The organism is Sinorhizobium fredii USDA 257, from assembly GCF_000265205.3.
In the GTDB taxonomy this organism is placed as follows: domain Bacteria; phylum Pseudomonadota; class Alphaproteobacteria; order Rhizobiales; family Rhizobiaceae; genus Sinorhizobium; species Sinorhizobium fredii_B.
On sequence record NC_018000.1, the window covers coordinates 1,474,921 to 1,487,736 of the forward strand.

The 12,816-nt window shown below is 60.6% G+C and carries 11 protein-coding genes, 1 pseudogene and 1 riboswitch; of the genes and pseudogenes, 5 read left to right on the forward strand and 7 right to left on the reverse strand.

Annotated features, from left to right (window positions below; translation table 11 throughout):
• Window positions 1-10: 10 nt before the first annotated feature.
• A complete protein-coding gene (thiD, locus tag USDA257_RS06780) occupies window positions 11-829 on the reverse strand; it encodes a bifunctional hydroxymethylpyrimidine kinase/phosphomethylpyrimidine kinase (RefSeq protein ID WP_014762166.1) in 819 nt (272 codons plus the stop codon).
• A 46-nt stretch (window positions 830-875) separates the two neighbouring features.
• Window positions 876-978, reverse strand: a riboswitch (TPP riboswitch).
• Window positions 979-1,196: 218 nt separating this feature from the next.
• On the opposite strand from thiD, the gene USDA257_RS06785 reads away from it, so the two are divergent.
• A complete protein-coding gene (locus USDA257_RS06785) occupies window positions 1,197-1,856 on the forward strand; it encodes a peroxiredoxin (protein WP_014762167.1) in 660 nt (219 codons plus the stop codon).
• A 108-nt stretch (window positions 1,857-1,964) separates the two neighbouring features.
• On the opposite strand, the gene USDA257_RS06790 is transcribed toward USDA257_RS06785, so the two are convergent.
• Together USDA257_RS06790 and USDA257_RS38490 are read right to left on the reverse strand one after the other, a co-directional pair.
• Window positions 1,965-2,972 carry a serine hydrolase domain-containing protein gene (locus tag USDA257_RS06790; RefSeq protein WP_014762168.1) on the reverse strand — a complete coding sequence of 336 codons (1,008 nt, stop codon included), beginning with the start codon at window positions 2,970-2,972 and terminating at the stop codon, window positions 1,965-1,967.
• A gap of 109 nt (window positions 2,973-3,081) precedes the next feature.
• A complete protein-coding gene (locus USDA257_RS38490) occupies window positions 3,082-3,429 on the reverse strand; it encodes a phosphoribosyltransferase family protein (RefSeq protein WP_332908275.1) in 348 nt (115 codons plus the stop codon).
• Between USDA257_RS38490 and USDA257_RS38495 the strand changes: the two genes are divergently transcribed.
• On the forward strand, window positions 3,369-3,674 hold the full coding sequence (locus USDA257_RS38495; protein WP_332908278.1) for a hypothetical protein: 306 nt from the start codon (window positions 3,369-3,371) through the stop codon (window positions 3,672-3,674). The genes USDA257_RS38490 and USDA257_RS38495 overlap by 61 nt on opposite strands.
• A gap of 162 nt (window positions 3,675-3,836) precedes the next feature.
• Here the strand turns inward: USDA257_RS38495 and USDA257_RS06800 are convergent, their stop codons facing one another.
• Together USDA257_RS06800 and USDA257_RS06805 are read right to left on the reverse strand one after the other, a co-directional pair.
• Window positions 3,837-4,976, reverse strand: coding sequence for a CapA family protein (locus USDA257_RS06800; RefSeq protein WP_014762170.1), 1,140 nt, complete (start codon window positions 4,974-4,976; stop codon window positions 3,837-3,839).
• Between the two features lie 106 nt (window positions 4,977-5,082).
• Window positions 5,083-5,856 (reverse strand): annotated as a pseudogene (locus USDA257_RS06805) (siderophore-interacting protein).
• Between the two features lie 347 nt (window positions 5,857-6,203).
• Here USDA257_RS06805 and USDA257_RS06810 point away from each other — a divergent pair.
• Window positions 6,204-7,181, forward strand: a complete 978-nt coding sequence (locus USDA257_RS06810) for an AraC family transcriptional regulator (protein ID WP_223843399.1) — start codon at window positions 6,204-6,206, stop codon at window positions 7,179-7,181.
• Between the two features lie 70 nt (window positions 7,182-7,251).
• Here USDA257_RS06810 and USDA257_RS06815 read toward each other — a convergent pair whose 3' ends face one another.
• Together USDA257_RS06815 and USDA257_RS06820 are read right to left on the reverse strand one after the other, a co-directional pair.
• Window positions 7,252-8,028: a response regulator transcription factor gene (locus USDA257_RS06815; protein WP_014762172.1), complete on the reverse strand. Its 777-nt coding sequence runs from the start codon at window positions 8,026-8,028 to the stop codon at window positions 7,252-7,254.
• 595 nt (window positions 8,029-8,623) lie between these two features.
• Window positions 8,624-9,403: a response regulator transcription factor gene (locus USDA257_RS06820; protein ID WP_014762173.1), complete on the reverse strand. Its 780-nt coding sequence runs from the start codon at window positions 9,401-9,403 to the stop codon at window positions 8,624-8,626.
• 923 nt (window positions 9,404-10,326) lie between these two features.
• Here USDA257_RS06820 and USDA257_RS06825 point away from each other — a divergent pair.
• Both USDA257_RS06825 and USDA257_RS06830 read left to right on the forward strand, forming a co-directional pair.
• Window positions 10,327-11,145, forward strand: coding sequence for a LuxR C-terminal-related transcriptional regulator (locus USDA257_RS06825; protein ID WP_014762174.1), 819 nt, complete (start codon window positions 10,327-10,329; stop codon window positions 11,143-11,145).
• 561 nt (window positions 11,146-11,706) lie between these two features.
• Entirely contained in the window at window positions 11,707-12,681 is a 975-nt protein-coding gene (locus USDA257_RS06830) for an AraC family transcriptional regulator (protein ID WP_144051904.1), read from the forward strand.
• Window positions 12,682-12,816 lie beyond the last annotated feature (135 nt).

Consider the following 12,816-nt stretch of genomic DNA (forward strand, 5'->3'; position numbering starts at 1 on the left):
CTTTACTGCCTCACCGAGGCCACCATTCATGAAAATGGTGGACCGGTCCCCGCCCCTCTCCCACCTTCAGCCTGTCGGCGGCGGAGATCGCCGCGTGCAGATAGGTCTTCGCGGCGCCTGCCGCCTCGGCGAGTGACTGCCCCATGGCAAGACCGGCGGCGATGGCGGCCGAGAGCGTACAGCCGGTGCCGTGATCGTTACGTGTCTCGACGCGCCTGGCGGGGAACCGGATGAGCCCAACGCCATCGAAGAACAGATCGGTGGCGTCGCTGCCCTTCCGATGCCCTCCCTTGATCAACACAGAGCTAGCGCCCGACCTCATCAGCGCTTCGGCCTGGCGGGCCATCTCGGCTTCGTCCTCAGCAATCGGGCGGCCGGTGAGAAGTGCCGCTTCCGGCAGATTGGGCGTGACGACGATGGCCAGTGGCAGAAGCTCCTGCGCGAGCGCGGCCATGGCATCCGGCTGCAGCAACGGGTCGCCGGAGGTTGCAACCATCACCGGGTCGACGACCGCTTTTCTGTCGAAGCGGCGCAATCCTTCGGCGATGGCGATGATGGTCTCCCGGCGCGAGACCATGCCGATCTTGACCGCCTTCACGTCGAGATCGGAAAAGACCGCGTCGATCTGTGCGGCCACGATATCTGGCGAGACGTCCTCGACGGCGATCACACCCTTGGTATTCTGAGCCGTGATCGCCGTAACGACGCTGGCGCCGTAGACGCCAAGGGCCGAAAAGGTCTTGAGATCGGCCTGGATACCGGCCCCGCCGCCAGAATCCGATCCGGCAATCGTGAGGGCGATCGACGGGAAGGTAGAATGAGGCAGCATTGTCGATCTCCCAATTGGAGACCCAGGTGAAGGCGAAGACGTCGTGAGGGAAGCCTCTTTCCGTTCCTACGCCGGCATGACCCGGATCAGGTTCAAGGGTCCGGCTTACCGCCGTCTCAGCGCCGCTCGGCGCTCCCCTCGGAATGGCGGCATTCTATGCGGCAGCGGTGCTGCGGTGTCAACGTGGATATCGACTACCGATGCTTGCGGCCGAGCCTGAAATCGCCAAGAGGAAGATTTTTCTCCGAATCCTCAAAATCACGCTGCGGCTATTTCCCTTAAGGCCCGCGATCGCGCGTTTCCTCCTCGAAAACTCCGTTGTTTGCGCTATCCTTGGGCATTCCCGCCGACCCGAAAGGAGCAAGCCATGAGCCTCCGCATCAACGAAACCGCCCCTGATTTCACCGCCGAGACGACGCAGGGCACGATCAATTTCCATGAATGGATCGGCGACGGCTGGGCCGTCCTCTTCTCGCATCCGAAGAATTTCACGCCCGTCTGCACCACCGAACTCGGCGCCATGGCCGGGATCGAAGGCGAATTCCGCAAGCGCGGCGTCAAGATCATCGGCATTTCGGTCGATCCGGTCGACAGCCACGCGAAATGGAAGAACGACATCAAGGTCGCAACCGGCTTCGATGTCGAATATCCGCTGATCGGCGACCGGGATCTGAAGATCGCCAAGCTCTACGACATGCTGCCGGCCGGCGCCGGCGACACGTCCGAGGGCCGCACCCCGGCCGACAATGCCACCGTGCGCTCGGTCTATGTCATTGGACCGGACAAGAAGATCAAACTGATCCTCACCTATCCGATGACCACCGGCCGCAACTTCAACGAAATCCTGCGCGCCATCGATTCCATCCAGCTCACCGCCAAGCACCAGGTCGCAACGCCGGCAAACTGGAAACAAGGCGAGGACGTCATCATCACGGCGGCCGTATCCAACGAGGACGCAATTCAGCGCTTCGGCTCGTTCGATACCGTACTGCCCTATCTTAGGAAGACCAAGCAGCCGACCGCCTGAGGCTGTTCCGCGCACGCCGGTCGAACCGACAATCGCGAAAGGCTCGTTCAGCCTTTCGCGACTTCCCGTGATCCAGCCACCCGACATCGGCTCGCCGCAGCCGTGGTATCAATCGGTTTTCACCGCGCTTACGATCTCCGCCAGAACGCCATGCAATGCGTCGCGATATCCGTTGCGCGCCGAGGGGCCGCTCTCCTCGGACGTCATGACGACGGTGAGCTTCAGCGCCGGGACGATGTAGAGCATCTGGCCACCGTAGCCCCAGGCGAAGTGAACGGTCTCGCCGCCGATCTGCCGGGCGAACCAGCCATAGCCGTAGGCGTCGCCGGAAAAGTAGGAGTTCGTGCGCGGTTGCCACGAAAGATCGATCCAGTCTGCCGGAACGACTTGCCGTCCATCGGCCGTCCGACCGCCTTTGCGGTATAGCTCACCGAAGGCGAGCAGTGATCTTGCGCTCATCGCCATCTGGTTGCCGCCGAGATAGATGCCCTGCGGATCGCGTTCCCAGGCGCCGATCCTGAAGCCCTGAACCGGGCCGAGCCAATCGCGCGCGAGCGCGAGCGTCGACTTGCCGCCAACCTTCGTCAGGATCGCCGAAAGCAGATGCGTGGACGCCGTCGAGTAGAGCATCCGGCCGCCCGGTTCGTCGGCGAAGGGCTGTGCGAGCGCGAAACGGACCCAGTTGCGGCTCGACACCCAACGGCCGTAATTCGGGCCCGACAGGCGGCCAAGTCCGGCCTGCATGGAAAGCAGGTTTCCGATCGTGATGTCGTTGACCCGCGGGTCCGCCGACGAGGGCAGATCTTCCTTCAGAAGCGGCGCGATCTTCTGCTCAGGGCCGTCGAGAAGACCCTTGTCGATCGCGATTCCGACGAGTGCCGAAATGATCGATTTCGATGCGGATTTGATATTGGTCGACTCGCCCGGCGCGTGGCCGCGATAGCCCTGTTCGGCGATTGTTTCACCGTCACGCGCGACGATGACTGTCTTCAGGGGTCTCAGCTCGTCTCGGTCGGCAAGCCCCTTCAGCAGTTCCGGAACCGCAGCGGGCTGTTCGGCCGCAGCGGACGAAAGCGAAAGCAAGAGCGATAGGACGACGGCCATCAACCTGATCATGCTTCCGCACCTAATGCGAACAGGCGGTGAAATCATCACACGCGCCCACAACTCACGACGAATTGAAAGGGTTTCTCTCCGCGACCCAGCCCCACCCGTCCTGCCATTTTCAGGCACGATGGGTGGCGAGCAAGCCAATGACCTCTTCATCGGTCAACTGCTCGAAATCACGATAGAAGTAGCCGATCGCGCCCAACATCCGCGGTTGAATCGGACACACGACTTCATCCGCCTCCTTCTCCAGCTCGGCGATGGCACTGGGCGGTGCGACCGACACCGCGACGACGATTTTCGCGGGCATCCGCGCCTTGAGCCCGGCCACGGCGGCCCGTATGGTCGCGCCGGTCGCAATCCCGTCATCGACGACGATGGCGACGCGCCCGGCGATCTCCAGCGGTGCGCGGCCGGCGAAGTATCGAGGCGGCGGCGTTCGATGTCGGCGAGCTCCCTCTGACAGATGGCGTCGAACTCGGCGTCCGAAATCCCGGCAAGGCGGATCGTCTCCTCGTTGCGGACGACCGCCGGCCTGCTGCCGTCGATGACCGCGCCCATGGCGAGTTCCGGCTGCCACGGGACGCCGATCTTGCGCACCAACAGGAGATCGAGCGGAGCGCCGAGTTGGCGCGCAACCTCCACCGCAGCGGGCACGCCTCCGCGGGGCAGGGCCAGTACGACGGCCTCCTGCCCGCGGTAGGCATCTAGGGCCTTCGCCAATTCCTTTCCCGCTTCCGAGCGATCCGAGAAACGCACGGGCCGTGTCTCCCTTCCTGTTCGAGTTTCGTGCCGCGCAGCCGCTGTCGAGGCACTGCTGAAGCAGAGATAACCGCGCCGTTCGCTTCGAAGTTCCGGATTTGGCGGCTGTGATCACCGCAAGTTGAGCCGTCCATCGGGGCGCTGCTCCAGGACTGTTCCGAACCGACCGCTCTCACGGGCAAGCGTTTCGCTGATCCATTCCAGGTCCGATCCGGAGGGATCGACAAGGCTGAAGCCGTGAGCCTGCAACGGCACGATCTCCAGGGCCAAGAGATCGCCAGCCTGATCGATGTCGGCGAAGTACATCAGGCGCAGATCGCTCCTGAATTCCGCATAGCCGGAGATCCCCTCGTAGTCGTTGATGAAATCGCCGCAGCCATAGAGGATAAGACGGTTGCGGTAGAGTTCGATCGCCTTGGCGTGATGCGAGGAGTGTCCGTGAACGATCGAGACATCCGCTTCGTCGATGAGCGCGTGCGCGAAGTCTCGCTGGGCGGCAGGCACGTCATGGCCCCAGTTTGGACCCCAGTGGATCGATACGACCACCACGTCGTGCGGCCTCTTGATGTGGCGGATATGTTCGGCGAAGCCACTTGTGTGGAGCGGGTCGAGAGAGGGCAGGAAATTCACACCTGCCCTGCCCTCACTAGCCGCCCAGCTTGGAGGCACGCCGCTTGTCGGGGTCGCGAGCGCGAATAGCAGGAGGCGCCCCTCGGTACCGATATCGAAGGCCGCCGGCTTACGGGCCTCGTCGAGGTCGCGTCCAGCGCCGGCTGTCACGATCCGCAAGCGCTCCAGCGTTACCAATGTGTCGAAAAGCCCGGCCGTGCCCCAATCCAGAATGTGGTTGTTGGCGAGCACGCAACAGTCGACGCCGAAGGCAGCAAGACAGGAGGCGTTTTCCGGACTCATGCGATAGTTGATGCCCTTTGGAACATGGTCCTCGCTGCGGGTGATGGCCGTTTCGAGATTGATGAGGCGGAGGTCCGGCTGGGCGCGAGCGCATTCGTCAAGCGCTACGCCCCACACCAGAGCCGGGTCCATCGGCGCAGGTATCGGACCGTTTGCCTTCTCCGCCAGGCGGACATAGTCGCGCGCCGAGCGAATATAGCTCTCGTACAGGATCGGATCGCATGGAGCGGGCAGGACCTGATCGATGCCCCGTCCGGTCATGACGTCGCCGCACAGGAAGACGCGGATCGTGCCCTCCCTTGTGCGTGAGTCGGAGAAAAGCTGGCTGGTCGTGCTCATGCTTGCCGACCTCTCTGCGCGCCATTCTACGAAGCTCGCCCCGGCAAGGAAAGGTCGCTCGACCGCGCGCGATTTCAATGCGCGGCCGATGGCCCGAGAGCCACGCCTAGTCGAACTTCCCGCGAGCATCTGCCTGACCCAGGACCCAATATCCCGATGCCTTGACCCAACTCAGCGGATAGCCTCGCTCGTCGACAATATGCCAGCGGATTGACCGGGTCACGGCCGCCTCGGCGGCGATCCAGACGAAGGTTCCCGGCTCGATGTCGATCGTCTTGACGGCGGCGAGAAGCGCCTCGGGATCCGCGGCCCGGGAGAGCGGTCGATGGACCCAGAGCGCAACATAGTCCGCCCGGGTTTCAAATCTCTGATGTTCCTCCGGCCCTGTCACCGCTGCGATGCTGGTGATGCGCCTACCGGCGGCTGCCTCTTCGATCCGCCGGCCGATCGCCGGCAGCGCCGTCTCGTCGCCGATCAGCAGCCATCGTTCCACGTCGGGCGAGACCACCGCCGATCCGCGTGGTCCGGCGACCTCGAGCCTGTCACCCAGCTGCGCCCAAAGCGCCCACAGCGTTGCCGGGCCGGCGTCATGAACGACAAAGTCAATCGCAAGTGTGCGTGAACGTGCATCATAGCGTCATGGCGTATAGTCGCGCCGCTCAGCCTCCCCGGAAGAGGACGGCACAAGGATCTTGACGTGGTCGTCAGGCGACAGGCTCCGGAAGTCCGCGAGATCATCACCGGTCAAGTTGACCCGCAGCATGCCTGGGGTGAGTTGAACGACGCTCGTGACCGTCAGAAGTCGCCGCTTCAGTTCATGACGGACACGCTCGATGCGAGGTGCGGCAGATACGGATGCTGAATCAACGGGAACACCCATAGCATCGCGCTGGACCGTGGCGGCGAAAACACGCCCGGGGTTAAATCGAGGCTCCTTTGCCTCTTCTAACGGCACCCTGCACAACATTTGCGCAGACATCAGAGGCGACAGGCATCTCATGAGGAAAAGTGACCGGCAGCCCCATCTTTCCGCTTGTAAAGCCCTGTGTCGTTGCATAATCGCGCGCCAACCAAACCATAAAGCGATGGCGACAGACGGTAGCCACTTCGACTGCGGCGCGATCGTGAGCTATCGGGCCATCGCGGCGGTGCCACGGGGAGGATGCGACGGGTTGCATATCTTCATTTCTCTTTGGGAAATTGGCGATGCAAGGGCAAAGGCAGGGAATGAAACTCTCATATCTGGGCAGCGACGCCGAGGAACTGTCGGATGTTCTGACGCGCTGCATTGGACCCGTCAGGGTGCAAAGGCCGCTGAACACGGATTTCTCCTATAGCTATGAGTTCGTCGCCGCCGGCCGCGTTGCCTTCAGCCGCGTGACGTCGCAGGGCAGTCTGAGTATAGGCCAGAAGGACGAGGTGCCTAAGCTCCTCATATTGCTCCCCCTGCACGGCTCCGCCTGCGTGAAGATAGGGCGAAATGAGAGCCTGATTTCCAAACCGGGCCAGGCAGCGATCCTCGACGGCAACAGACTGTCCGAACTGCAGATCGAGGGAGACCGCAGCCACCTATCGCTTGTCATCGACCAGGAAGACATTTTCCACCGCCTTCGTGGCGGACTGGAACGGCCGGTCTATGGTTCGCTCGACTTCGTGCCCGAACTCGACCTTGCAGATGGGGCGGGCCAGATCATCTTGAGGCTGTCACAGATCATGGCGGCTTCCCTCGGGGCGGAACCCGCGATGCGTGACATGCCCAACGCGCTTTCCTATCTCTCCGGAAGCATCGTTAACCTGCTGGTCGATACGGTGCCGCATCGGTTCTCGGCGGCCTTGAGCCAGGGCGAGTGGCTGCCGTCCCCAAAGCACGTCAAACGTGCTGTCGACTTCATGCACGCCAATCTCTGTGCGCCAATTTCGATGACCGACATCGCAGGGGCGGCCGGCATCGGCGTTCGGTCTCTGCAGGAGGGCTTCAAGCGGTTCAAGGGCACGTCGCCGATCAGCTATCTCGCCCAACTGCGAATGGAAGCGGCCCACCGCGACCTTCGACAAGCGGATCAAAGGGTCTCCGTGGCGGAGATTGCCCGCAAATGGGGTTTCAGGCATATGGGTCGTTTCGCGACCGAATACCGGAAATGCTATGGGTGCCCGCCTTCCGAAGCGCGAAAAGGACGACCGCACGCGTTGGAGCCGGGAGAATAAGACATAGGCGGCGCGGCTAAGCCGCACCGCCCAAAGACCGACTTTTCCCTGCGTGCACGGATCGGCATGATCAGTGATAGCCCGCATTGCCTGTAAAGAGATCATTCAGCTTGTAGGCCACCTCGGTCCGGTTCGTTGCCTTCAGCTTTTTCATGATGTTGCGAATATGGACCTTTACGGTGCTTTCGCGAAGATTGAGCTCATAGGCGATGATCTTGTTCGCCTTGCCCTTGCGAAGCGCTTGGACGACTTCCGCTTGCCGAAGCGTGAACATGCCGGCCATCGGCTGGGCTTCCGGCCTTTCCGTCTCGATCAGATGCCGTACGGCGAGAACGCTGCTGGCCGGCAGGAAGATTCCGCCTGCTACCGCCAATCCGATCGCTTCGATGCAAACCTCCACACCAACGGACGTAGGGATATATCCGCGCGCACCGCATTCGAGCACCCGCAAGATCTGGCCGAGATCATCGATGTCGGACAGGACGACGACCGGGAGCGGCCGGAACTCGGCGGCAAGCTTTGCGATCTCGGCCGCGACATCGGCGACTTTGCGGGCGCCGATATTGAGGAGAACGGCTCCGACTGACGGGCAGGTGCCCTTCTTCTCTCGCCATTCATCGACAGAACCGAAGGCGCCGACTTCCATACCAAGACCATGGGTGGTCAGGGTCCTCGCCAGGCATTCTCGGTCCAGCGCCCTGCTATCGAGGACAAGTAGACAGCGTTTGTCCACCCCCTCCGTCTGCTGCATTTCGCCGTCGCTGGCACGATGTGTGAGGCTGTTGGAGCCGCTCGGCTCCTGCGCAAATGCCGGCGTTTTCTCAAATCTTGAAATTGAAGAAGCCATTGCAAATCCCCTTAAACATATGGTCCCAATGGAGGCAAATTCCTCAGACCGAGCGTTCTTCTAGAAAATACTCTGAATACTACTTTATAATTAATACTTTTGGCGTCACCCTTTTGGAATAACCTTCTTTTAGACACTGAGTTATCAAAAATATACATGTAATACACGATAGTCTAGTAGAACACCCCCAAAAAAATGAAGGGATGCACACGAAGATCGCGCCGCCGCGTCAATGGCGCAACGATAGCCGACTGGCTCGTGGCGCGACCACGGGGTTCCCGGCCGACCAAAGTGATCCCCTAAAGGCGTGGGCGACCGGATAGAGACGGTTCCTGGCGGAGCAAAATGGGAAGGCAGTCTCTCCCCTCGAATGAGCAGTACCACGACATCCACCCCCCGACCTTCAGGCGGAGCTTCGGATTAAGAGACGCAGTGCGGCTTTTGACAATTGACGAAATGAGAGGATGCCTACCGCCTTCGAAGGCTGACCGGGTATCTGCCGATCCACCTTTCGTGGTACCCACAGCCGAGACTCGGACGCAGCAGGCGGCCGGTGCTCCGGCGTTGGCGCCGTCGGGCTCCGACAGGGACGTGCTCAGATCGTGGAGCGGAACTCCTTGAGCGCCGATGATTTCCGGTCCTGAAAGTTGCGGTACCTGGCCGCTGCCTCAGTTCGGTTATGAGCACCCAGCTTGGTGATGATGTTGTGCAAATGGATCTTCACGGTGTGTTCCGACAACCGAAATTCAGCCGCAATGAGCTTGTTCTGCAGCCCGCGTGAAACCATCTCGAGAATCTGCAGTTCGCGAGCCGTCAACTCGGCAACGCCATCGCCCTCAATCCGCGCGCCCGCGGAAACCCCGTTATGGGACGGCAACGGGGGGCCGCTTCTGCTTGCCTGAAGCATGAGCTCGGGCGGAAAATACGCGCCGCCGCAAAGCATCAGCCGGATCACCGACAGCCATACATCAAGCTTGACGTTCATAGGCAGCATGCCACGGACCAGGGGCGACCCCAGAATCTCGGCGAAGGACGAATTCTGGCCATGTCCATGCGGCTCGATGACGGCCGTAAGAGATTGCGGATGCAAGCGCAAAATTCGTGTCGAGGCTCCCTCAACGTCCTTCATCAGGCCGATGTCGACAAGAAGCAACGACACCGGATGCGAGAAGGTCCGGCATGCCGCATCGACATCGTCGACCTGTTCGACGAGCACCCATGGAAATTCGCGTTCCGTCGCCTCGATCAACCGCTCCGAAACACTTCCGGCGCTCGATACGATCAGAATGACGCGTCGGGGCTCGGCCCGCCGTTTTCCGTATGCAAACGCCCCGGCCCCAATCTCACCCCGCTCAGCCACGTTTCGCAAAGCCATACCCCTCACTCGCTCTATCGATCGGCAACTGCTGGTCGATTGAACCTGCGCAAATCACGTCGCTTCGGCGAACTCTAGCCCACGGCGCGCCCAGTCGCGACGACGCAAAAGGTGTGAGCTATCCGTTGAAAGGTTACCAGGCGGCGGAGCTTTGCCCTGCTCTGCTTCATCCAAATGAACGAGACAGTACCGCGGCGACATCCATCCTGTGAAGCCCTGGGACGTTCCGCAAGCCGCAGATAGGACGGAGAGCGGCGAGGTGCCGCGGATTTTAACAAGCCTGCTGATGTGGGATGAGAACGTGAAAGTCTAGTTGATCAGGACTTCAAATGCTTGGCTTCATCGGTTTCGCCACGCGGCGAGATTGGCGACGCTCGCGAATTACTATCCCGAAACGCCGGTAGACTTGACGCACTCGAGCCCAGTGACCGGATTTATTGACCATCGCCCGCAGGAGTGGAGCCCTGGAATTTACTTGACGACATACGGAGCGATCGACCTGCGATGGTAATTCGCCTTCACGCTTCGAAAGCCTTCTTTAAAAGAGCGTAGCTGCCCAAGGTACCATCTGCCACTCGTGCTGGCCGTGAACTGCGCCCCTGGAAAGCGGAGGGGCATCAAGGATGCGCAAAGCTGCACCGAAAGAGGTACGTACTTTCCCATTTAATTGCTTCAATAGTACGCATTTTTCTGCACTATTCACAGTGTTGCAAATGAATGATACTTGTTTTCGTGATTATTGCCATCTTATTTAGGAATTTTTCATCACGCTCCTTCTGCAGTAGTCAATGCTTTATTGTGATTTTATTTAAGACTTTTTTCGAGGCGAGTGTGGTTAACGAAACAGGCGCATTAAGCAAATCTGCAAGACGCAAGCCCCTCAACCGTAGCCGAGGTTTGACGAGTTGCCGAGGGCTACGGCCATGAACTCACCGAGCCCGGAAGATGGCGGCGGAGCCCCAACCAAGCCTGCTCACGAGGGCACTGGCGACGAACCCCGCGCTACGGAAACAGAAGCGCGGTCGCCGCAAGAGCGGCACCTTGTCATCATCGACGGGCGAGCTCTCTGGCGCGACAGCCTGGCGCGAAACATCGCCGCCGACAATCCCGGCTGGTCTATTCTGACGTTCGAGTCCTCCGAGGTATGGAGGCGGCAACGCGAGGAAGACACGCCGCCGGCGGCAATCCTGTTGAACATTGCGGACAAGAGGATCGATGATCCGGCTGTTGAACAAGAAATCACGATACTCGCATCCGAGTTCGCTCCGGCTCCGGTGATCGTCCTGTCGGACAGGGACGATCTGACACAGATCGTGAAAGCACTGGAATGCGGAGCAAAGGGGTATATTCCTTCTTCTGTGGGCGTGGATGTCTGTATCGAGGCCATCTCGCTTTCGCTCGCGGGCGGCATCTTCGTTCCGGCGAGAAGTGTGTTCGCGATGCGTCACCTGTTTGAACCCGGGGGCGCCGCCGAGCGGCCACTGGCTGGTTTGTTCACCGAGCGCCAGGCGGAGGTGGTGGAGGCGCTGCGGCGTGGAAAGGCGAACAAGGTCATCGCTTACGAGCTCAACCTTCGGGAAAGTACGGTAAAGGTTCACGTCCGCAATATCATGAAGAAGATCAAGGCGGCCAATAGGACCGAGGTCGCCTACAAGATCAACGATCTACTCCCCGATTATCCCTCGGTCGAGAAACCGTCGAGCACTGCCGGTGTTGATCCCGACAAGAGGCGCCGCGACTAGATTTTGCATGCGGGCGCTCAGCCTCGCCTTCGCGCGAACGAGCTGCTGTGCATATTGGTAGCGAATGCCGCATCGGTTTCCGCCATGGCCTCCCACAATGGCGCGCGCGGCGCCCCGTGCGTCCGTCAGGGCAGCACTCGCTTCTTGGACAAAACCACAAATGGTGACGGCCGCCGCATCCACTACTAGATAGTTACTTGCAAGTATTGCCTCCATCTAGAGATGTTCCGCGCCGACTGGCCAAGAAGCACGCGCCGTAAAGCAAGTTCGCTTGCAGGTAGATTGCCTCGTCGGCTTCCGGAAACTCAATATCCGCTGCGCGCAAATTCTGTCCGTATGACGCCGAGATGTCTTTGCCGTGCGATATTTTTGTGGAGCTTTAATTCTCCCGGAAGGACGAATAGCGCCGTGCGATTCTTCATTCGCAGAGAATAGCGTGGGCGGGATAGCTTCATGCACCGGGGAAGTGGAAGATACGGTAGCGCGGCAGCGGCGGCCGACGGCCCATTTCAGGTTTGCCCTGTGGTCAGCCCGCCCCCGCCGAGGGAGGGAAGCAGCGAAGTGGACAGGATTTCTATTGCAGCCACGTCGTTTCGCGGCTTCGATCCGGACGAACTCGCAGCCGTCCTGTCCACGCCCGCTTCCCCAATCAAGGTCGAGAGGCTGAGCGGTGAAGCTCTTTCGTTTGACTGCGAATTCTTTTCGACGGGGACGATATCATTCGGCAGCTGCGCCTATGAAGGCGAATTGGAGTGCAAACGGCAGGCGGCAAGCGACAAGCTGCTGATTTTTCTGCCGACACGAGGAGCCGCCCTGTTTGAACCCAGCGGCAGGGAAATCTGGTCGCGGCCCGGCCAGGGAACGATCGTCGATGGGGCGCGCAACGAAAGCGTCCGGCTATATGGTCCCCGTCGACACCTCACCTTGTTCATCGATCACCGCAAGATCGCCAACCATCTGATCAACATGCTGGAGCGGACGATCAGCGGCAATCTCGAATTCCACCCGCATATCGATCTCACCGCGGGACCAGGGCTGGCCCTGGCACAACTTGTCGAAACTACATGCAGCGGTCTGCGGGGTGACGCCCCCCTGCGGCAATCCCCCTTGGCTCTTGCGTCGCTCGGCGATGCGGTAACCCACCTCATACTGGAAGCCGCACCGCACCGCTACTCGGACCAGCTGTCCAGCCCCGTACCCCTGCCGGCGCCGCGACATGTGAAATGGGCGATCGATTTCATGCATGCGCACATCGCGGAGCCGATCACCATGGCTGATATTGCTGCGGCGGCGAAGGTGAGCGTCCGCACCCTGCAGCAGGGATTTCGACAGTTCCGCCTGACCACGCCCATGGCTTATCTGCATGAATTGCGATTGACCGCCGCCCACCAGGATCTCATGAACACACATGAGGCCCAAAGCGTCGCCGACATCGCGCTGAAATGGGGATTCACCCATCTTGGCCGGTTTGCAGCCGACTACAGGAAGCGCTTTGGCCTGTTGCCTTCGCAAACGATGCGAAGCGGCAAGCGCTGAAGGTCGAAAGGATGGCCGTCCGGACTCCTGAAGAAAGCGGTGACATCACTCGACCTGGACAGAAAGCTCGCCTGACACCAGCCTGTTACCAAAGGAACCCACACTACTTAGAGCGGTCGATAGACAGGAATGGCG